Raw genomic sequence first — 21,824 nt, forward strand, 5'->3', positions numbered from 1 at the left:
AAAACGTACAAAATGGCCTTTCATTTCTTAACATTTGTAAGGCTTCTTTACATAATAAAGGTACAGAAAATTATATAATTAATTTCTTTATCTATATATAATGAATAAAATAAGGTGATGAAAAGGATAATATTATCCTTTTCATCACCTTATGGAGCTACTTTTTTTGAATAATGTAGATTTATCATTACCAGCCGCGTTCTTGCATACGGTTTTCTGGTAATAATGATGAAATTTCAATTCCTTTCATGGCATTTCCTAATCCTTTTGACAAGTTTGCAATGAGTTCATAATCTTGATAATGCGTTGTTGCTTCTACAATGGAACGTGCAAATTTTTCAGGGTTGTCTGATTTAAAGATCCCTGAACCAACGAATACACCGTCTGCGCCAAGCTGCATCATTAGCGCTGCATCAGCTGGTGTTGCTACACCGCCTGCTGCGAAGTTCACCACTGGTAAACGGCCTTCACGTTTAATTTGAAGTAATAATTCATAAGGTGCACCTAGTAATTTTGCTTCTGTCATTAACTCATCTTCGTCCATACCCACTACTTTACGTACTTGAGCATTTACTTGGCGCATATGGCGTACTGCTTCGACGATATTTCCCGTCCCTGGTTCCCCTTTTGTACGAAGCATTGCGGCACCCTCACCAATACGTCTTGCTGCTTCACCAAGATCCCGGCAACCACATACGAATGGAACCGTAAACGTACTTTTATTCAAATGAAATTCCTCATCAGCTGGAGTCAGAACTTCACTTTCATCAATATAGTCTACACCCATTGCTTCTAGCACGCGTGCTTCGACAATATGACCAATACGAGCTTTTGCCATAACTGGAATGGATACAGCATTCATCACTTCTTCAACAATTGTTGGATCTGCCATACGAGACACGCCGCCGGCTGCACGGATATCGGCTGGAACGCGCTCTAATGCCATAACCGCAACAGCTCCTGCTGCTTCTGCAATTTTTGCTTGCTCTGCGTTAATAACGTCCATGATAACGCCACCTTTTTGCATTTCTGCCATTCCACGTTTCACACGATCTGTTCCTATGTTCTTCATTATTTTCTCCTCCAAAAATCTTTATTCGTTTTATACTGTGCCTGAAAGTGTACCTGACTCAACTATAATTTTGAATTAATTGACGAAGTATAGAAAGGTCAACATTTTGTCCACTGATAATAATAGCTAGAGCTCCTTCTTGATGAGCCACTTTATTACCTAAAACTGCTGCAACTCCCGTAGCTGCGGCTCCTTCCATAATCATACGATGCTTATCCATCATAAAAGCCATACTATAGGAAATTTCTTCCTCAGGAATAAGCAGGACATCATCCATATATTTCTGGACCATCTGGAATGTATATTTATTATCCAATCCGATCCCACCCAATAAACTATCAGCAAGAGTATTTTTTTCTACTAATTTTATTGATTTTCCTACTTTTAAACTTTCATACATGACAGCCGAATGCTCCATTGAGACTCCCGTTATTCTTATAGACGGATCATTAGATTTTAAGGCTAATCCAATTCCTGACAACAACCCTCCTCCTGAAAGTGGAATAATCACATCTTTTAAGTCAGGTACTTCCTCTAGTATTTCTAACCCGATTGTTCCCTGTCCTGCGATAATATGCGGATCATCAAATGGTTCTATAACTGTTAACCCTTTCTCTTTTTCTAACTCATAACAGCGCTCCCCTGCTTCGTCTTGACTGTCTCCGTAAATTTCAATTTTTGCGCCCAGTCTTTTCAACGAATCAACTTTTGCATTCGGAACGCGTTTTGAAATACATACTACGGCCTCAATACCAAGCTTTTTCGCTACATACGCTACGGCCATTCCATGGTTTCCTGTTGAGAATGTTGCAATTCCTCTCTTTTTCTCCTCTTCATTTAAACTCAATATTTTATTAGCTGCTCCTCTTACTTTAAATGCTCCAATCTCATGAACATTCTCAAGCTTTAAATAAACGGGACGTCCTGCTTTTTCAGACAGAATATAAGATTGAATTAATGGAGTCCTATTTATAATGGAAGCAATTCTTCTTTTTGCTTCCCAAATATTAAGAATGGTTAATTCATTTTCTTTTCTTACAGACTTGAGATGATTCAAGCTTCTCCCTCCTTGATATTAAGCTTCTCATTATTAAAACAAGTACTTATATCTTCCTTTTGATTATAACGTTTGAATTTTCAGTAATCTATTGATGAAAGTGGCTAATGAAAAGCTAATTTCTTCATACAATTTTAAATAATGCATCTCGAACGTAAAAACTTTCAAGATCCAACATAAGATGATGACAAGACTAATAAAATCCTTGTCATCACCTTTTAAACTTCCAGCTCTTATTAACTTATCAATTCTACTATATAGTTTTTCATTTAAGTGCTTAAACTAAATTAAGCGCTTTGTTTGACATTCCTGAATTCCAAATTTTAACACTTAAATCTAATAAAAATAAATCGTCAGGATCAATGAGCGAAAGTCCAGTCAAGGATTCAATTTTCCTTAATCTATACATCAGAGATTGCCTATGAAGATTTAATGCCCTCGCCGTTTGACTCACATTTCCATGATAATGATTGTATGTAGTAAATGTACCTATTAAGTCCATGTTGCGCTGTTCATCATACTTCACTAACGGACCAATGGTAGATAAGATGACTTCTTTCACCTCCTCGTTTTCAGCAAGATTTAGGAGTACACGATCAATGCGCGTATTCTCATATAACATACGCTCTCCTAACCCTTTTTTATTTCTACCAATAGTTAAAGCTACTTTTGCATTTTCATAGCTTTCCTTAAGCCCAACAATACCTTTATGATAATTTCCGGTTCCCCATGATATGATTACCTCAGGAAGCAAATTCCGCAAGCGTCTCTCTACCAAGTTCAAAAAATTGTTAGCGCTGTCATTATTATTTTTTAAGTTATCCTCTAGAAAAATAATCAATTCTTCCCCATGATAACTCATCATTACTCCTTTGTTTAGTGACTTTGCTGCATATGAAATTTCTTCTTCAATATAGTGAATCATACTGTCAAGCCAATGTTCAAACAAGTCATGATCTTTTTTTTGTGTATGAAAAATCTTTTTTAAATTTTCCGGAAAACCTAAAATACAGATATAAGGCAATTTCAAGTTATAACCAAAAGCTTTGGCTCTTGAATGAGCCTGCTCCAAAGAGTTAAATTCTCCCTTGGCGAGTTCATGAACAAAATCACTGCGCAAACGCATTTTTGTATCTTCAATGGCATTTTTTTTAGAAAACCAAAGAGCTATAGTCGTCACAGCATGTTCCAATACATTGACGCGGTATTGTGTTAAAAATAAATCTATAGATAACCCTGCGCGTAAAATAACAAATAAATAACCTTGTATTTCACCTGAAACGGTAAGAATGGGGAGTTGTAGAAATGTGTGGTCCTCTACTGCAATACTTTTAAATTTTTGAAACATAGGATCACGTGTTAACGTCGTTCTCTCTGTTGACGGAATAAGATTTTTTTCAATATACAGAGGCCATTTTTCTATAATCTTTCGGCTATGGCTGCTTATTCCTTCAATTGTTCCATTTCGATCAGTAATGAGTACTAGTCCTCCTATTTCTGTCTGAACGAATTTAGAAATATAATCAAGATCCTCACCTTGCAAAATTAATTTTAAGAGTTCCTGTTGAGTTCTTTCTGATTTTTTGAACTCCTTATAATTAAGGTCATTTAATTCTTTCATCACATTCTCAATAATACTAGCAAACCGAACTTCCCAGGGAATCTCAATGATAATCAATTGTTTTTTCTCTGCTAATTCAATAACTTCCTTAGGAATATCAAATATGTAACGACCTACAGCAATAATAAGAGCCGTAGCCTCTGATTCTATAATATCTTGTACAAAACCTTTGAGTAATTCCAAATCATGCCCGCAACCAATTGCTGTAGTTAATACGACTTCATTTTTTCTCACAAAATTTTCTACAGGCATTTCAATTGCAGAAATCCACTGAACATACTTTTGATTTATAATGTCTTTTCCTGCCTTTACCGTTGCAGTATTCATGATATCAAAGTTTAAAATATGCTCGATTGTTAAACGCATAAGATCCTCCTTAGAGAAATGAATTTAAAGAATATATTAAACATTCTTTGAATTCAGCAAACCATATTAAATAGCAGTTGTCTACTAATATTTTAATTTTCCACTATAATTTCGAATTAATTTAAATAGGATAAAAAGCACGAAATGCTGCTTGAGTATGAATTGTTTTTTTTCCTGCAACCTTTAAATTTATAATCATAAATGCCTTTCAAACCCCAAAAAATCATATAGAAATAAGTAACGGCAATCGGTGTCTATACATCGGAAGCACTTATAGGAATAAAGTCAAGGATTTTCTTTGAATTATGGAATTTAATGCGACTGAAATTAAAAATAAATTAATGCCTTTTTGTCAATTAATTTACTTTTAATTATTTTTTAACCATATTTTAATGCCTCATTATAACTTATTGGATTATAATGGAATTACCAACGTGATTATCGATTATCCTTCTTTTAACTTGCTTTCATCATAAAGCAAGTCTCTTTTTCGTGGTTATTGTCCAAAAGCTTAAAAAATCATATAGCTTACACTGTACCAACGTATTTTATCAGTATTCGGACTGATTTCTAAGAATATTAAATAAATGGAATAAAACTAGTAACAAGCTTGATTAAGTAGCCCTCTTAGGGGCATAATTTGTTCGTCAAATAAAAAATAACCTATTTTCAGGGAGAAAAACATTAAATATATGTATCTAATATGCAGAGAAACGTTCTCTGAGGAAATTAACTTTTGTTTTACATATAACTTCACTCGATGCAAATTTCGGCGATCTAGAAACTTTTATTTTCTTGCTACCATTGGGTGTGACTGAAAAAAGACATTACGTACACATCATCCATTTTCCCAAAATCATTGGTTGCATTAAGATGATATGGTACTTGCTTATCTAATTTAGAGCCGTGCTCATGAACTCAGCACATAATAGTTGTATGAGCAAAGGAGAGTATGCATTCTTTCATCATTTCAATCAGATCACCAAAACTGTGGTTGTGCTGTAGGAATCATCTCACTGCTTATAAAATACGATTACAACGATAGTTTTTCCACTTGGGGAAGGTTTACTTCTCCCTACAAATCAAGTGTTAGAGATTGCTTGCAGCTAGTTTGAAATTTACACATCAGACTCCTCTTTTTAACCTTGATAATTGAATTCACCTTTCTATAGAAGCATTTTGAATATCTTCTGTTGTTAGTTCAAGTAATTTCTCCAAAAATTTTATCTTTTTTATTTGATGCTGAATATCTTCTTCTGTATAAATATTTTCTTTTTTTACTTTTTCAATCAATATATATATAGACTTTCTGTAAGAATTAGTTTTAATAAGCCACTCCTCTAACAGTTGCTTTGTAGCCGCCCTCTCATCATTACTTTTAACTGCAAATAAACTTTGAATCCTAGTTTCTTTTAATATAACTGAATTAAAATCACTACTCATGCGAATTTTAAAATAGTTTTTCTGACTATCATAATACTTTCCTTTTGTTAAACGAAAATACTGTATTCCAAATTGAATTTCATAAAATGGATTATTTAGAGTTGGGAGATGAATTTTTTTCAATTCAATATTATCCATTAAATCTAAATAGGTCTCTAAACCATGTGTTGTATTAATTACTCTTGCATCTAATACACTCATTCTACTTCTTATCCCCTCATGATGAAGTCATATTTTAACTTTTTTCTAATTAAATATGTTAAATGTATAAAAAGTCATCATCTTCGTCTAAAAATGATTTTTTAATAAAAATATATAAAAAATTTATTTACTTAACATAAATAAGTTAAAAATAGTTTGATTTAGTAAACATACGATAAAAATTGTTAGCTCTTATATATCATTCTGGTTATTTTTTTGATAAGTCACTATTTAAATCGTAACTGTTTATTTTATTAAGACGATTTTCGTGTCTACCACCTTTAAAAGAAGTCTCAATCCATATTTTAACTATGTCCCGGGCTAATCCTATACCGATAACACGTTCTCCCATAGCTAATATATTGGAATTATTATGTTCTCTGGTTGCTTTAGCACTAAACGTATCATGTACAAGTGCACAACGAATTCCCTTTACTTTGTTTGCTGCAATACTCATTCCAATACCTGTTCCACAAATCAAAATTCCACGTGATGCGTCACCTTTTGCCACTTTTTCGGCTACTAGAAATGCAAAGTCTGGATAATCAACCGAAGTGTCACACTCACAGCCAAGGTCAATATAACTAATATTCATTTCCTTCAGTAAAGAAATAATCTCCTTACGAATTGTTAAACCACTATGGTCAGAAGCGATAGCTACTTTCATCTTATACCCCCATTTCTTAATTAGATTGCTAATTGTGTTCACTTTACCTTCATTATGAATATTTTTTATTCGCTTTTTCACAACGAAGACAATTACCACTAGTTCTCTTTATTTCATATACTTTTCTTTACCACGCTCTAATTGCCCCTACCGTTTATTTTTAATATGTCATTTGACTAATCATTTTTTATATAGAGAGGCTTCTAGCCAAATGATAAATATTTAGGTTAACTATTTGCTTCTCCTTTATAGATTCCTCAAAAGGTGTATGAATTAGTTCTCCATTTTTCAAACCTATCATTATACCTTTTTCACCTTCTACTAATAAATCTACGGCTTTTGCCCCCATTTGACTGCTCATCATTCGATCGTAGGCACTTGGAGATCCTCCACGTTGAAGGTGGCCAAGTATAGTAACTTTCGTTTCAAATCCAGTTTTCTCCTGAATGATTTTACCAAGTTCTGTTCCTATCCCTTTCCCTGCCCCTTCAGCAACTACAATAATACTATGTCTCTTTCCTCGCTCATGGCCGTGTTTAAGACGAGTAATTATATCTTCCACTTCGTATTTTTCCTCCGGAATTATAATGGACTCTGCACCCGCACACATACCCGCCCATAAGGCAATATCTCCTGATTCCCTGCCCATTACTTCAACAACATAGGTACGATCATGAGAGGAAGCTGTGTCACGAATTTTATCGATTGCTTTCACTGCTGTATTAACAGCCGTATCAAACCCAATTGTATATTCGGTCCCTATAACATCATTGTCAATGGTTGCGGGAATACCAACGGTAGGGAAACCATGGTAGTTTAACTTTTCTGCTCCTTTAAAAGAACCATCTCCGCCAATGACAATTAGTCCTTCAATACCTGCCTCAACTAGTTGGGCTAACGCCTGTTTCTGAACTTCCTCTGTTTTAAAATTTTCAAAGTGTGTATTCTGTAGGATTGTTCCTCCTCTCTGAATAATATCGCCTACACTGCCTAGGCTCATGAAGACAAAATTACCATCTATCAGACCTTTAAAACCATGTTGTACCCCATACACATCTAGGCCTTTAAAAATTCCTCTTCTGACGACTGCACGAATGGCTGCATTCATACCTGGTGCGTCACTTCCACTTGTTAATACCGCAATTTTCTTCATTCTTTTCCTCCATTTTTCTCTATCATATATTTACACCACTCTAATAAGCTACATTCTTATTTAATGTAAAAAACGTTTACTTTTTGATATACGACTTTTCAAGTTTAGAACGAAACGTAATTAAATCTTTAATTGTAATCATTTTTAAATTGAATTGTTCGGCAATTGTTATTAAATCTGGCACTCGTGCCATGGTGCCATCTTCTTTCATAATTTCACAAATAACCCCCGCAGGCTTTCCGCCTGCTAATAGTGCTAAATCAACGGCTGCTTCCGTATGACCCGCCCGACGAAGTACTCCACCGTTTTTTGCAATTAAAGGAAATACATGACCAGGACGACGAAAATCATTTGCTGTTACATCCTCTTGTAGCAATGCTTGAATAGTTTCAGAACGTTCAAATGCACTAATACCTGTTGTTGTCGTTTTATAATCAATGCTAATTGTAAAAGCAGTACCGTGTGCATCTGTATTATTAGTATGGTTAACCATAAGGTTTAGCCCAAATTTTATAGCTAATTGTTCAGAAATGGGTGTACATATTAACCCCCTGCCATGAAGAGCCATAAAATTAATCACTTCAGGTGTTGAATGTTCAGCAAGTGCTAGAAAATCCCCTTCATTCTCACGGCTTTCATCGTCACAAACAATAATCACTTTTCCATTTCTTAAATCTTTTAATGCTTCTTCAACTGTATGAAACATATTTGTTACCTCACTTTTTAATTTGTATTTTCTTTCTTATAAAAAAAGCAGCTTCCCCACCAATGGATGAAGGGAGTCTGCCTAAAAGTAAGAAAAATTTCTCTCGATACTGTTAAAATAGGCTCCTTCATAATTAATCTTCAATTAATTGATATAATAATCGTCGCATATACTTAATTAAGATTATTAAAGAAGCTTTTTGAAATGGGAAATGACGTTTTTAACTGTAAAACCATATTCTTGAATGAGTTTATCTCCGTTCCCTGAGGCCCCAAATTGATCAATTGCCAACACATTCCCATTATCACCTACATATCTACTCCAGCCTTGCGAAGAACCCATTTCTATGCCAAGACGCGCTTTCAGATTCTTTGGAAGTATACTCTCTTTATAGCTATTAGATTGTTTTTCAAAGCGATCCCAGCTTGGCATACTAACGACTGAAACATAAATACCTTCCTGTTCAAGTGCTTTTTGGGCTTGAACAGCTAGAGAAACTTCAGAACCAGACGCTAACAACAAGCCCTCTGCTTTATTTTTTGCTTCTGATATGATATAAGCTCCTTTTTTAACTCCCTCATATGCTTTTTCTAAAGTAGTTAGCGTGGGCAAATCTTGGCGTGTAAGAACAAGAGCAGTTGGTTCCTCTTTACTTTCTACTGCCAATTTCCAAGCAGCTGCTGTCTCATTTCCCTCTGCTGGTCGAATCGTAGATACGCCAGGCATTGCACGTAAGGACGCGAGTTGTTCAATTGGTTCATGTGTTGGTCCGTCTTCTCCCACAGCAATGCTATCATGTGTAAATACATAAATAACAGGTAGCTTCATTAGTGCTGCAAGACGAATGGCTGGGCGTAAGTAGTCAGAGAAAACAAAAAATGTGGCTCCAAATACTTTTACTCCCCCATGAAGGGCCATTCCATTCACAGCTGCACCCATGGCGAATTCGCGGACACCAAACCAAATATTTCTTCCACTATAATCTGCAGAACTAAAGTTACCTTCTCCCTTTAATAATGTTTTATTAGATGAAGCTAAGTCTGCAGAACCACCAAATAACTGAGGAACATTCTTCGCAAGAACATTTAACACTTCGCCACTAGAAGTCCGAGTAGCAAGTTTATCTTCCCCTATACGATAAATAGGAATGTCCACATCCCAACTTTCTGGGAGTTCTCCCTTAATGGACTTTCGCAATTCCTCTGCGAGTGTTGGATATGTTTCTCGATATTTTGCAAATAACTCATTCCATACTTGCTCCTTGCGCTCTGATACTTCTTTTAGTTGCTTAAAGTATAATTTTACTTCTTCAGGAATATAGAATTCCTCTTCATACTTCCAGTTATACTGTTCTTTTACAAGCTTTAGTTCATCTGGTCCAAGTGGTGAACCGTGTGAGTCAGACTTACCGCCTTTATTTGGTGATCCATAACCAATAATGGTTTTAACCTCAATTAGAGTCGGTTGTTCTTCGTTCGCCTTTGCTTCAGTTAGTGCTTTAGCTATTGCCTCTACATCATTGCCGTCCTCGACACGAAGTACTTGCCATCCATAGGATTTAAAACGGTTCGCAACACTTTCGCTGAAAGACATATGAAGATCTCCGTCAAGGGAAATATCATTTGAGTCGTACATTACGACCAATCGGCCAAGTTTAAGATGCCCTGCAAGAGAAGCAGCTTCTGCAGATACCCCCTCCATCAAATCTCCATCACCACAAATGCTATAGGTATAGTGATCAATAACATTAAGGTTTTCACGATTGTATGTAGATGCTAAATGTCTTTCAGCCATTGCCATGCCAACTGCCATGGCAATTCCTTGCCCTAAAGGACCTGTTGTAGCATCCACTCCAGGTGTGTGACCAAATTCAGGATGACCAGGTGTTTTACTCCCCCACTGGCGGAAGTTTTTCAAGTCATCTAGTGACAGATCATAACCTGTTAAATGCAGTAAACTGTATAACAACATAGACCCATGGCCTGCAGATAGTATAAAACGATCGCGATTGAACCAATTTGGATTACTTGGATTATAATTCATAAATTTGGCCCAGAGTGTGTAGGCCATAGGCGCAGCACCCATAGGCATTCCAGGATGGCCTGACCCAACATTCTCAATGGCATCAATTGATAATGTTCTAATAGTATCAATTGATAGTTGATCAACATTTATTTTTTGTTCAATCATAGTTTTTCCCCCTTTAGATTTCTAAATAAGCAATCATTACATAACTCCATCTATAACTTCTCATATTAATGACGAGATTCAATAAATTGAAAGTTGTTCATTTTTCCTCCGATTGCTACGAAAGAGTGTGTTATCATAACATCTTCTTTCTTTCTGACACCCTTTAACAAAGTTCCGTCGGTAATTCCTGTGGCTACAAAAAAGCAATCATCTGATTGAACAATTTCATCTATAGTTAACGCTTTTTCAGGGTCTACTAATCCCATCTCAATACAACGGATAAATTCTTCTTGATTCTGAGGAACGAGTTTAGCCTGGAAATCTCCACCCAAACATTTTAAAGCAGTTGCAGCAATAACTCCTTCTGGAGCACCACCTGTCCCTACTAATATATCAACGTTCATTTCATCAATCGCTGTAGCAACTGCTCCAGTAATATCTACATCAGAAAACAATTTAACTCTAGCACCCATCTCAAATACTTGTTTAATTAATTCATTATGACGGGAGCGATCTTGGATCATGACTGTTAGTTCTTTTACATCTTTTCCTAAAGCTTTAGCAACTGACTTCATATTTTCTGTTAAAGGGGCATTAATATCTATACAACCTTTTGCTTTTGGGCCTACAGCGATTTTTTTCATATACATATCTGGAGCATGTAGTAAACTCCCTTTTTTAGAAACAGCAATGACAGCAAGTGAGTTATCCTGTCCTTTCGCCATTAAGCTAGTTCCTTCAACCGGATCAACAGCGATATCTAATTGAGGTCCTTTTCCTGTACCAAGTTCTTCACCAATATAAAGCATAGGTGCTTCGTCCATTTCCCCTTCGCCAATTACAATTAAGCCTTTCATATCAATGAGATTCAGCTGATTACGCATAGCTTCTGTACCAGCTCCATCAGCTTCATTTTTATTCCCTTTTCCTACCCATGGATAAGAAGCGATGGCAGCTTGCTGTGCTACCGTAAGAAATTCCATTGCTAATGCCCGAACATAATCCTGATTCACGACATCTGCTTTAGTCTTCATGACCTTCCTCCTAGTTTAAATTTAATCAAGGTATTAATATACAAGTTAGTGAATAAATATTCATTTATAATTATGAGATATCAATCCATAAAATCTGTCATAATAATGGTCTAATACGACCTTTTCTATAAACTCATATATGGAAGGTAACCGTACTGTATCAGTATTCATATATATTTCACTAAATCAAGAAGTGATTTATAACAATGTATCGTAACTAATCAATTATATAGAAATCCATCTACATATTAAATATCCTTTATGTATACTATTTATTGCAGATGGATTCTCTTTTTTCTTTATTAATTATTTAACTATTTGATAATATTTGTTTCCTCTTTACTTCTTATAACTTAAACTGTTTGTACAGAATTAATTGTCGTCAAGAACATAGAAAGAATTAAGAAAGCCGATGTTGCACCTGGATCTTGGCAACCCAATGATCTTTCTCCTAAACGGCTTGATCTCCCTCTCTTAGACAATAAATTCTTCGTAGATTCCATACCTTTTTCTCCATCAGAAACAGCTTGAAGAAAGGATTTTCTAAAGTCATTTGTTTGATTAAAATTATGCTCTAAGCTCTCTAATGCTGGTTGAAGTGTATCAATCATAGTTTTGTCACCCACTTCAGCTTTTCCTCGCTCTTTTATACCCTCAATAAAGGCAATCCAGAAATCTTTTAAATCTTCACCTGTTAGTTCTGATTTGTTCTGGAATACTTTTGCTCCTCTTAAAAACCCTGTTGCATACAATGGACCTACAGAAGAACCTACAGCACTCAAGAAAGTACGGCCTGTAGTGATACAAATTTTTCCACAATCCTGTTCACTTTGGAGTTCACCGTTTAATTTTTCATCAATTGCTTGCCAGCCAATCGACATGGTCACACCATGATCCCCATCACCTAATTTTCGATCAAGCTCTGATAAATAATCCTTATTTTCCTCGATCACATTGACTACGTTCTTTAAAAATGTTTTTAAGTCTTCTGCAGTAAATTTCATGTTAAACAACCTCCTTATTTTTGGACATACATTGGGCAATCAGCAGGGTAATCAACAAGCTCTGTTAACTCATCATCTAATTTCATTAATGTAACTGAACAGCCACCCATTTCTAAAGAGGTACTGTAATCGCCTACATATGAATAATGAATTTTTATTCCCTTTTCACTAAGAATTTGCTCCACTCTTCTAAACATAATATATAATTCCATTCTTGTCGTAGAACCTAAACCGTTTACAAGAACAGCCACTTTTTCTCCTTTTTCAATAGGCATATCAGCTAAAATATCATTTACTAAACGATCTGCCACTTGGTCAGCAGGTTGAAGTTCACCTTTCTCAATTCCCGGTTCGCCATGGTGACCTAGGCCAATTTCCATTTCATTTTCCTCAAGCTCAAAACTTGGCTTTCCAGTTTGAGGTAACGAACATGGAGTTAACCCAACACCCATTGTACGTGTGTGGTCATTTGCTTTTTTGGCTACTCTCACTACATCTTCTAAGTTGTATCCTTTGTCCGCAGCTGCGCCTGCAGCTTTTGTCACAAAAAACTCACCCGCAATACCTCTACGCTTTTCACTCTCTTCTTTCGGAGCAGAAGCCACGTCATCAGTTACTAGTACCATTCCTACTTGTGTGCCATACTCCAAATCAGCTAGTTCTGCTGCCATTCCAAAGTTCATTACATCTCCGGCATAGTTACCATAAACATAAACCACGCCTGCTCCTTTATCAATTGCTCTTGTTACCTCTAGAATGGGATCTGGAGGCGGGGAAGCGAAAATGTTACCAATAGCAACGCCGTCTGCCATTCCATCCCCTACATATCCCATGAAAGCAGGCTCGTGTCCAGAACCTCCTCCAATTAATATACCAACTTTTCCTTCACGTGTTTCTTTTGCAGTAATAAGTGATCGTTTATTTTCAAGTAGTTGTTTAACATGTTGAGGATGAGATTTGACATACCCTTCTATCATTTCATCTACAACATTGTTTGGGTTGTTAATTAGCTTCTTCATATTAGACTACCTGCTCCCTTTAAAAATTCTTGTTCTTTATCATTAATCTGTTTTACCTTTCTTGCGGAGTTTCCTCCAGGGAAATCAGATTCTAAGTAAGCCTTTACAATTTGTTTAGCAGGTTCAATGCCAATGACTTTTGCCCCCATTGTTAGTACTTGTGCATTGTTACTTTTTTGAGCGCGTTCTGCAGAATATGTATCATGGCATAATGCTGCTCGAATCCCTGGAACCTTTCCAGCTGCAATTGCCACTCCGATACCTGTACCACAAACTAAAATACCTCTGTCTAGTTTATTTTCCTTTATATCACCAGCCACTTGGAACGCTACTTCTGGATAATCTACTTCGCTACAAGAATCAGTACACCCATAATCATACACCTCATGACCTAATTCTTGAATATATTTTTTTAAGCTTTCTTTCATATCAAATGCATTATGATCTGAACCTAATCCAATTTTCATTATAAAACCACCTTTATGTAATTTTTTGTTTTTCTATAATTTTTCATTAACTTTCGTTTATAGTCTTATTTTTTCATCTATTATAAAATTTGTCAATATTTTATTTATTTTTACTTTCATTTTTTATCGTTTTTTATTTTTTATTTAACATTTCGATTGCTATTATAAAAATAATTCTTTAAAAAAAGATAAGAACGTCTATATATAGACGTTCTTATCCACTAACTCTTTATTCATTATTACTTACCCCTATATCGTTACTTTGCGGCCTCAAGGTTCTCTTTTCCAATAGATTGACTTTTTTCCTGCTGTTTAGGAAGTTTAACGAATTTCATCAGAAATGCACTAAATAAGTATAATGCTGTATAGATCCAGATAATCCCTACAGTCCCTACTCCGCCTATGAAAGCGCCTACAATGGCAGGACCAACAAAAGTACTCAAACCTGCTCCAAGGTTTAAAATTGACATAGCTGCTCCTTTATTCTCAGGAGCCAATGAAGGAATTAGGGCAGATAAAGGTACATAGCCTGCCAAACAAGCTCCAAATCCTGCAGCTACTGCTGTTGCTATCCAATAATTTGGGCCTATCATTAATGGGATATAATAGAATGCTGCTGTAAATACCGCACAACCTACTCCACCAAACCACATTACTGTATTACGCCAACCAAGTTTGTCTCCAACAATTCCAAAGATAAGATTAAAAATAATATTACTTGTCCAAAGTGAACCATAAATTTGTAACCATTCTGTTCTCGAAAAACCAATTTCCATCATAAAAGCTGGCATAAATACAACAAAACCATATGCTGCAGATGTGTTTATCGTTCTAACAATACCACCTAGACCGATCTTTGGTCGTTCAAATGCAATTGTAATTCCTTTTATTAAGTATTTCATTGCTTCCTGTTTAGTCTGGAATTTTTGAGTGTGTGTATCTCCCTTATTAAGAAAAAGTGCGACTGTTGCACCTAAAGCAACAAATACTATAGCGCTCCACAAGGTTCCCATTTCACCTAAAATAGGAAGGGCAAAGCTTGAATAATATGAACCTAATACACTTAAACCGCCACTATAAGCAAACCAAAACCACCCTACTGCTGTACCAAGCTTATCACTCTGTGCATAATATGTTACCCAAACTAAGAAAGAATAAGCAAAAAGTGGATAACCGAGTCCTCTAAGAGAATATGTAGGGATCATTATTGCAAGATTCATCGTTGGTAATCCGACTGTTAAAAAGATTATAGAACCTATTATAAATAAAGATAAACCTAACATCATAGCTTTTCGGGGTCCTAAAATCTCTGCTAATACTCCTGAAAGCCATGCTGCAACCGCAGCTGCTAAACCATAAACTGAGAATAATAGAGCTGATTGTTGAACTGTCAAACCATGATCCATTAAATAAGAAGAAAGCCAACCTTGTTCAAGCCCATCTCCCATCATAAAAATCATTACACCAAAGTATCCTAGTGCCATTTTTGAATCCATGCCCATTTTACTTAATAACCCTTGCTTCACGCTTTTTCCCCCTTATTATTTACGTTGTTTATGCAAATATAGGAAATAGGCTCTTGAATTTCTAACAAGAACCTATTTTTCTAACTGAATGTACTTACAGGCTATTTATAGATTAGGGTTAAGAACCACTTTTAATGATTCAGCTCCATTTTTCACAAGTTGAAATCCTTTTTCAAACTCTTCTAATGGTAACTCGTGAGTAACTACTCCTTCTGTTGGAAGATCTCCATTGGCAATACCCTTAATTACAGGTTCATAGCAATAAGGGCCTAAATGAGAGCCTAATACATCAAGCTCTTTACGATCACTAATAATACTCCAATCAACTGTAACAGGTTCTTTAAAGACACTGAATTCCACGAATGTGCCTAGTTTACGAATCATCGTCAATCCTTGCTCGACTGATTTTTGGGCTCCTGTGGCTTCAATGTAGACATCACATCCATAACCATCTGTTAATTCTTTTACAATTGAAATAGCATCTTCTTTTGCAGGGTTTATTACCATATCTGCACCGAACTTCTTCGCCATTTCTAGGCGATCCTCAAACAAATCTAATACAATTAGTTTTCCTGGTCCTGATTTTTTTATCGCCCCAATCATTCCAAGTCCTAACGTTCCTGCTCCTGCCAGTACCACCACATCTCCAAGCTCAATTTGAGCACGTTGAACTGCATGATAAGAACATGCATATGGCTCGATTAAAATTGCCTTTTCAATTGGTAAATCGTCTGGAACTTTATAATTAATCCCTTCTTTTGGGAATTTCATATATTCAGCCATTGCACCATTTACATTGTTTTGAAATCCATATAGATCGTGTTTTTCGCACATCCAATATTGACCACGCTTACAAAAACGACATTTTTCACAAGGAACGATTTGCTCAGAAATAATTCGATCTCCGACTTCAAAACCTTCTACACCCTCACCGAGTGCTACAACATGACCGATAAATTCATGACCTGGAATCATAGGAGCTTTAATATAAGCTGGTTGTGTCTCATCTCCCCAGAAGCTTGGAGCTCCATCAAACGCTTTCAAATCTCCTGCACAAATCCCACACGCTTCAACTTTGACTAAGATCTCTCCTTCTCCAATTTCAGGGACTGAAACTTCTTCTAATCGATAATCACCAGGTTCATAAGCTACTACTGCTTTCATAGTTTTAGGAATGCTTACCTTATCAAGTTCTTGAATTGTATTAGTGTTAGTACACATAAATATCTCCCCTTATCCTGTATAATGAAAAATTTCTTTGTTTAGTTCTATGTAGGCCATAATCTTTAATTATGGATAACATATCGAGTAGTCCATCATAGATTTAAGTTTTAGTACCATTCCCTCTAGGATGTATAACGCTTACATTATAAATAAAAAATATTTATTAACGTCTAAGCACACTAAGAATTACTATAGGGTACAAATTGTTTAATTTAAATATACACCTTTTTAGTTTCATTTGCTTGCGTTAATTAATTGTTTTTTTCATTGTATTACTTTTACTATTGAATAGTCAATTTATTTTTTTCTTTTTTTGTTCTTTACTTTCATTTATTTTTGTTTTATAAATGTTTTACATTGTTAATAATAAATGATGTAATATAATTATAATAAACGATAATTTTTTTTTGTTTTTTATTTCCTTATTTAAAAACTTTAACTTTATGCTATAAAGTGAAAAAATAATCAAATTTGTAGGTGATATCATGGAAAAAATGTTTGCTCCAGAAAGAAGAAAAATAATACTAGAAAAATTAAATGAAAAGCAAAGAGTTACAATAAAAGAACTTTCTAAAGAAATTAAAGTATCAGAAGCTACCTTAAGAACAGACTTGACTAAAATGGAAGAGGATGGTTTACTTCAACGAACTCATGGAGGAGCCATGTTAGCAGAAAATTTAGATACAGAAATTAGCTTTTCTACTAGAGAAAGAAAAAATAAAAACGAAAAATATTCTATCGCCAAAAAGGCCGTTGAATTAATTTCGGATGGACAATGTATTACATTGGATGCAAGTTCAACAGCTCTTGAACTTGCACGTATTCTAAAAGAGATGCAAATCCGATTAACCGTTGTCACAAGTGGTATCAATACTGCTCTTGAGTTACATGATCATCCCGATATCACCGTTATCTTATTAGGAGGTATCGTAAAAAGAAATTCATATTCTCTGGAAGGTAGTCTAGGAATAAACATTTTAAATCAAATTAATATAGATTTAATGTTTACTTCAGCTAATGGCTTTTCTTTCGAATCTGGATTGACTGATTTTAGCGTATATGAAGTAGAATTAAAAAAAGCAATGGTTAATGCTTCAAAAAAGGTAGTTGCTTTACTGGACCATAGTAAAATTAATAAAAACTCAATTGCCTCATTCGCTTCGTTAAATCAGATTGATACTCTGATAACTAATTATGTTATGCAAGATAGTGAAATAAAAAAGTTAAAAGAACAAAACATTAAAACAATAGTAGTATCAGCTGATGGAAATATCCATTAATCCTATTTTTGAATACAAATAAAATATTTATGGGATATACCTTTCATTATTACTGGTGCTTCTGTACCAGTAATAACTTTGAAGAGTGTCCCTCACCTCTAAACACAATAAAAAATAGCCTAGTGCTTTCTAAAAAGCCTTGGCTACCTCTTATTTCCCCCCTGTCTTATTAATAAGGCAGATAAAGATTCTACTTATAACATTAAAATATAAAATGTCTGCAATCAACGGGTATAAAATCCAACTTTGTCTTACCTCATCTGGACATACGTTTTATTATCCTAAAAAGGGGACCATCACAATGCTAAAAAATATCCAAAATCCTTGAGAAGGATTTTGGATATTTTTTAGCATTGCATGCAAATCTGTTAATGACATTCATAAACTATTTGAACTGCCTACATAGGAACAAAATCTATTAGAAATTTCTAAATTATCTTCAAATTGTCGTAATCCTAACATCGAATTCACATAATTTAAAAATAAACGAAAAATAAAACGAAAAAATGTAAAAATAAATGAAAATAATATTGAAAAAAAGATTGAGTTTATATTAAACTAAAAATAGTTAATTTAATATTCAATAATGAAAACGCTTTCCGAAATATATTAATAGAAAGGGAGATATTTTATGGGTTTTCAAGGATATGATAAAAACTTCAACATTACAGACAAAGTTGCTATTGTAACAGGTGGAGCAAGCGGAATTGGAAAAGCTATATCGGAACTATACATAGAAAAAGGGGCAAAAGTTGCTATCTTTGACCAAAAAGATTTTGTGAAAGAAGTAGCTAAGGAATTGAGTTCAAAAAATGCCATTGGCGTACAATGCGATATTACCAAAAACGAAAGTATGGACTCTGCAATCCAAGAAATAAGAGATCACTTCGGTAAGATTGATATTCTAGTAAACTGTGCTGGTATTGCTTTACTAGATGATGCAGAAAATATTTCTGATGATTACTGGCAAAAGACGATTGACATTAATTTAACTGGATCATTTAAAATGTGCCAGAAAGTTGGCACTGTGATGATTGAACAAGGAAATGGCGGAAATATCATTAACTTAGCTTCTCAGGCAGCACTAATTGCATTAGATAATCATGTTGCCTATGCTGCAAGTAAAGCAGGAATTCTTGGAATGACTAAAGTACTTGCTTATGAATGGGCTCAATTTGATATCAAAGTAAACGCTATCTCGCCTACTGTTATTTTAACTGAACTAGGGGAAAAAGCTTGGGCTGGGGAGAAAGGAGAAAAAGCGAAAAAAGAAATTCCACTTGGGCGTTTTGGATATCCTGAAGAAGTTGCAGCTATTGCCTTGTTTTTGGCCAGCGATGCGACAAACCTAATTACTGGTGAAAATATGGTGATTGACGGAGGTAATACGATTAAGTAACAGGTGATAATATCTATATATCTTAGGAGTGTAGTATTTAATAGAAACATAAAGAGCTGTTTTCCTTAAACTGCCCGCATATGAAACTAGTCCAGATAGTCTATGGATAAATTCGTTTTATTTTTGTGCAGACGTCACTCTACGGTGAGTCTGTTTCTTGTTAGTGATACATATGACAGAGTGTGTTAACAGCTGTATAAAATGTACAAACTCAAATAAAATAATAATATATTGCTCCACTTTATTGTTGGGATATTTCATCTGTCTTATTTGTATTAGTACAGGCTATATGGGTACGGAACTTACATTAAATTCTCCAAGTTTGCAGCTCATAATTGATAAATGGAATAAAATGGAACATGTTAAAAGAATGGGAAGACCAGAAGAACTTCAATCTATATGTGTCTATCTTGCTGGAGATACTATTAGCTTCACCACAAGAGCAGACTTTGTAGTAGATGGCGCCTTTACTTATATTTAATAGATTAACAGATTTTAGTTTTCAAGATTGGGGGACTATATTATGCATTATTTACTCGGTACAGATATCGGAACATCCGGTACCAAGACAGTTTTAATGGATACGGAAGGTAATCTAATTGCTCAAGATTTACAGGAATATGATGTATTGACGCCAAAACCGTTATGGGCTGAGCAATGGCCTGAGGTATGGCTTCATGCCGCCAAAGCTTCTATTAAAAATACAGTGCAGAAATCAGGAATTGCTGCGGGGAAAATACAAGGACTTGCTATTAGTGGTTTGTACGGTGGTTCTGGTATTCCATTAGATGAAAATATGGAACCGGTGAGACCTTGTATGATTTGGATGGATCGTAGAGCAGAAGAAGAAACAAAATGGGTTTTAGATAACATTGGAGAAAAAAGACTTTTAGAAATTACTCACAATGGCGCTGACCCCTATTATGGTTATACCAAAATCTTATGGATGAAAAACCATGAACCAGAAAACTGGAAAAAGACAAAGCTATTTTTGCCCCCAAATGATTACGTTATTTATAAACTAACAGGAGAAATTGCGATTGATTATTCTTCTGCAGGAAATATCGGCGGTATTTTTGATATGAACAATAGAAGCTGGTCTAAAGAAATGATGGAAGAGATAGGTATTCCTCTGTCAATGATGCCGGAGAAGATTGTAGAATCAACAGATATTGTCGGCAATTTAACGAAAGAAGCTGCAGTTGAATTGGGGCTTTCCGAAGGAATGCCCCTGATAGCAAGTGGTATTGATTGCGGTGCTGCAAACATTGGGCTTGGGGTATTTGAACCAGGTGTTTATGCAGCAGCGATCGGAACTTCGATGTGTGGAGCATTGGTTTCAGACAAACCAGTGAAGGGAAAAAATCTGATTGTTTGGCCATATCTATACGATGCAAAAAAACTATCTTATTATTTTGCTGGTGGTGCTACCGCAGGGGCGATTGTAAAATGGTTTCGTCAAACAATGTGCCAATTTGAAGTTGAAGTGGAAAAATCCGGAGGAAAGAATGCCTATGATGCGTTAAATGAACAAGCAGAAACCATTCCTGTTGGTAGTGAAGGTCTAATTGTACTTCCTTACTTTATGGGAGAAAGAAGTCCTGTTTGGGATTCAGATGCAAAAGGAACGATTGTGGGACTTTCATTAGCCCATACAAAAGCTCATATTTACCGTGCATTTTTGGAAGCAGTCGCATTTTCTTTGCGAGATGCAATGGAAGCGACTGGAGAAAATCTGGGTGAGTCTATCCTGCTTGCCGGGGGAGTAACGAAATCAAAATTGTGGAGACAAATCTTTGCGGATGTAACTGGCTATCCGATTGTTTGTCCAATACATGATGTAGAGGCAAATATGGGAGATGTCATGCTAGCTGGAATTGGAACAGGATTGTTATCTTATGAAGATGTGAAACAATGGCAAGTGTTAGATGAAAAAATCATGCCAAATAAGCAGAGTCATGAAAAGTATAATGACTATTACAAGGTTTACAAATCTATATATAACAACTTAAAAGATGATATGAAAACGCTAACGAGACTTTCGCTCGAAAATAATGCAAATCGTCTACTACAGAAGACAATTTAAGATTGTTGGATAATTAATACACATGTATAAATGGAAAAAGAGGATGGATATGGTGGTGGCGATTTAGGGTGCAATTTGATACTAAAAGTATTTTAAATAGAGTACTTTAAAGCTTGCTTGAAGGAATAAAAGAATTTGATAAACTTAATTCAAATAAAAAACCTTAGTTCTACTAAGATTTTGTTTGCAGTTATATTTTATTTTAAAGAGTTCCTCATGAAAATAGTAGACGAGATAAAAACGAAAATTACAGCTGCAACTATGATAAATGGAAACTTTTTAACTAACCCTTACAGTGGTAAAAGAAGA

General features: G+C 35.2%; 16 protein-coding genes and 2 pseudogenes. 4 read left to right on the plus strand and 14 right to left on the minus strand.

What is annotated here, in order from left to right:
- Positions 1–187: 187 nt before the first annotated feature.
- The 14 genes and pseudogenes from pdxS to ACWATA_RS27130 all read right to left on the minus strand — a co-directional run bounded on the left by pdxS (position 188) and on the right by ACWATA_RS27130 (position 16,747).
- Positions 188–1,072, minus strand: coding sequence for a pyridoxal 5'-phosphate synthase lyase subunit PdxS (pdxS, locus tag ACWATA_RS27065; protein ID WP_216141246.1), 885 nt, complete (start codon positions 1,070–1,072; stop codon positions 188–190).
- 58 nt (positions 1,073–1,130) lie between these two features.
- Positions 1,131–2,129, minus strand: a complete 999-nt coding sequence (gene eutB / locus ACWATA_RS27070; RefSeq protein ID WP_473050472.1) for a hydroxyectoine utilization dehydratase EutB — start codon at positions 2,127–2,129, stop codon at positions 1,131–1,133.
- A 277-nt stretch (positions 2,130–2,406) separates the two neighbouring features.
- Positions 2,407–4,116, minus strand: a complete 1,710-nt coding sequence (locus ACWATA_RS27075) for a PucR family transcriptional regulator (RefSeq protein WP_473050473.1) — start codon at positions 4,114–4,116, stop codon at positions 2,407–2,409.
- Positions 4,117–5,274: 1,158 nt separating this feature from the next.
- Positions 5,275–5,760, minus strand: a complete 486-nt coding sequence (locus ACWATA_RS27080) for a hypothetical protein (protein WP_216141243.1) — start codon at positions 5,758–5,760, stop codon at positions 5,275–5,277.
- Between the two features lie 208 nt (positions 5,761–5,968).
- On the minus strand, positions 5,969–6,427 hold the full coding sequence (rpiB, locus tag ACWATA_RS27085; protein WP_233335241.1) for a ribose 5-phosphate isomerase B: 459 nt from the start codon (positions 6,425–6,427) through the stop codon (positions 5,969–5,971).
- A 187-nt stretch (positions 6,428–6,614) separates the two neighbouring features.
- Complete coding sequence (gene pfkA / locus ACWATA_RS27090; protein ID WP_233335242.1) at positions 6,615–7,580, minus strand: 6-phosphofructokinase; 966 nt, start codon at positions 7,578–7,580, stop codon at positions 6,615–6,617.
- A gap of 94 nt (positions 7,581–7,674) precedes the next feature.
- Positions 7,675–8,286: pseudogene (gene ribB, locus ACWATA_RS27095) on the minus strand (3,4-dihydroxy-2-butanone-4-phosphate synthase); the annotation flags it as partial.
- Positions 8,287–8,472: 186 nt separating this feature from the next.
- Positions 8,473–10,476: a transketolase gene (tkt, locus tag ACWATA_RS27100; RefSeq protein ID WP_233335243.1), complete on the minus strand. Its 2,004-nt coding sequence runs from the start codon at positions 10,474–10,476 to the stop codon at positions 8,473–8,475.
- Between the two features lie 65 nt (positions 10,477–10,541).
- On the minus strand, positions 10,542–11,510 hold the full coding sequence (gene glpX / locus ACWATA_RS27105) for a class II fructose-bisphosphatase (protein WP_233335244.1): 969 nt from the start codon (positions 11,508–11,510) through the stop codon (positions 10,542–10,544).
- 353 nt (positions 11,511–11,863) lie between these two features.
- A complete protein-coding gene (gene dhaL, locus ACWATA_RS27110; protein WP_455931092.1) occupies positions 11,864–12,514 on the minus strand; it encodes a dihydroxyacetone kinase subunit DhaL in 651 nt (216 codons plus the stop codon).
- A gap of 14 nt (positions 12,515–12,528) precedes the next feature.
- Positions 12,529–13,533, minus strand: coding sequence for a dihydroxyacetone kinase subunit DhaK (locus ACWATA_RS27115; RefSeq protein ID WP_233335246.1), 1,005 nt, complete (start codon positions 13,531–13,533; stop codon positions 12,529–12,531).
- Entirely contained in the window at positions 13,530–14,000 is a 471-nt protein-coding gene (gene rpiB / locus ACWATA_RS27120; RefSeq protein WP_233335247.1) for a ribose 5-phosphate isomerase B, read from the minus strand. Before rpiB (ACWATA_RS27120) ends, ACWATA_RS27115 begins: the two co-directional genes overlap by 4 nt.
- 257 nt (positions 14,001–14,257) lie before the next feature.
- Entirely contained in the window at positions 14,258–15,526 is a 1,269-nt protein-coding gene (locus ACWATA_RS27125; RefSeq protein WP_473050459.1) for an MFS transporter, read from the minus strand.
- A 105-nt stretch (positions 15,527–15,631) separates the two neighbouring features.
- Entirely contained in the window at positions 15,632–16,747 is a 1,116-nt protein-coding gene (locus tag ACWATA_RS27130; RefSeq protein ID WP_233335248.1) for an MDR/zinc-dependent alcohol dehydrogenase-like family protein, read from the minus strand.
- A 488-nt stretch (positions 16,748–17,235) separates the two neighbouring features.
- Between ACWATA_RS27130 and ACWATA_RS27135 the strand changes: the two genes are divergently transcribed.
- The 4 genes and pseudogenes from ACWATA_RS27135 (at position 17,236) to ACWATA_RS27150 (ending at position 21,515) form a co-directional block, all read left to right on the plus strand.
- Positions 17,236–18,030 carry a DeoR/GlpR family DNA-binding transcription regulator gene (locus tag ACWATA_RS27135; RefSeq protein WP_221790230.1) on the plus strand — a complete coding sequence of 265 codons (795 nt, stop codon included), beginning with the start codon at positions 17,236–17,238 and terminating at the stop codon, positions 18,028–18,030.
- A 631-nt stretch (positions 18,031–18,661) separates the two neighbouring features.
- Positions 18,662–19,429 (plus strand): SDR family oxidoreductase, encoded by a 768-nt coding sequence (locus ACWATA_RS27140; protein ID WP_233335249.1) that lies wholly within the window; start codon positions 18,662–18,664, stop codon positions 19,427–19,429.
- A gap of 274 nt (positions 19,430–19,703) precedes the next feature.
- Positions 19,704–19,910, plus strand: a pseudogene (locus tag ACWATA_RS27145) (SDR family oxidoreductase); the annotation flags it as partial.
- Between the two features lie 42 nt (positions 19,911–19,952).
- The gene (locus ACWATA_RS27150; RefSeq protein ID WP_233335251.1) at positions 19,953–21,515 is read left to right on the plus strand and encodes an FGGY-family carbohydrate kinase; all 1,563 of its coding nucleotides are present in this window, start codon (positions 19,953–19,955) and stop codon (positions 21,513–21,515) included.
- Positions 21,516–21,824: the final 309 nt, after the last annotated feature.

This window comes from Priestia sp. USM5 (genome assembly GCF_058323215.1).

Bases quoted from the DNA above. Each gene is read 5' to 3' on its own strand.
- pdxS (WP_216141246.1), bottom strand. From the start codon at position 1,072: ATGAAGAACATAGGAACAGATCGTGTGAAACGTGGAATGGCAGAAATG.
- ACWATA_RS27075 (WP_473050473.1), bottom strand. From the start codon at position 4,116: ATGCGTTTAACAATCGAGCATATTTTAAACTTTGATATCATGAATACT.
- ACWATA_RS27080 (WP_216141243.1), bottom strand. From the start codon at position 5,760: ATGAGTGTATTAGATGCAAGAGTAATTAATACAACACATGGTTTAGAG.
- rpiB (WP_233335241.1), bottom strand. From the start codon at position 6,427: ATGAAAGTAGCTATCGCTTCTGACCATAGTGGTTTAACAATTCGTAAG.
- pfkA (WP_233335242.1), bottom strand. From the start codon at position 7,580: ATGAAGAAAATTGCGGTATTAACAAGTGGAAGTGACGCACCAGGTATG.
- tkt (WP_233335243.1), bottom strand. From the start codon at position 10,476: ATGATTGAACAAAAAATAAATGTTGATCAACTATCAATTGATACTATT.
- glpX (WP_233335244.1), bottom strand. From the start codon at position 11,510: ATGAAGACTAAAGCAGATGTCGTGAATCAGGATTATGTTCGGGCATTA.
- dhaL (WP_455931092.1), bottom strand. From the start codon at position 12,514: ATGAAATTTACTGCAGAAGACTTAAAAACATTTTTAAAGAACGTAGTC.
- ACWATA_RS27115 (WP_233335246.1), bottom strand. From the start codon at position 13,533: ATGAAGAAGCTAATTAACAACCCAAACAATGTTGTAGATGAAATGATA.
- rpiB (WP_233335247.1), bottom strand. From the start codon at position 14,000: ATGAAAATTGGATTAGGTTCAGATCATAATGCATTTGATATGAAAGAA.
- ACWATA_RS27130 (WP_233335248.1), bottom strand. From the start codon at position 16,747: ATGTGTACTAACACTAATACAATTCAAGAACTTGATAAGGTAAGCATT.
- ACWATA_RS27135 (WP_221790230.1), top strand. From the start codon at position 17,236: ATGGAAAAAATGTTTGCTCCAGAAAGAAGAAAAATAATACTAGAAAAA.
- ACWATA_RS27140 (WP_233335249.1), top strand. From the start codon at position 18,662: ATGGGTTTTCAAGGATATGATAAAAACTTCAACATTACAGACAAAGTT.
- ACWATA_RS27150 (WP_233335251.1), top strand. From the start codon at position 19,953: ATGCATTATTTACTCGGTACAGATATCGGAACATCCGGTACCAAGACA.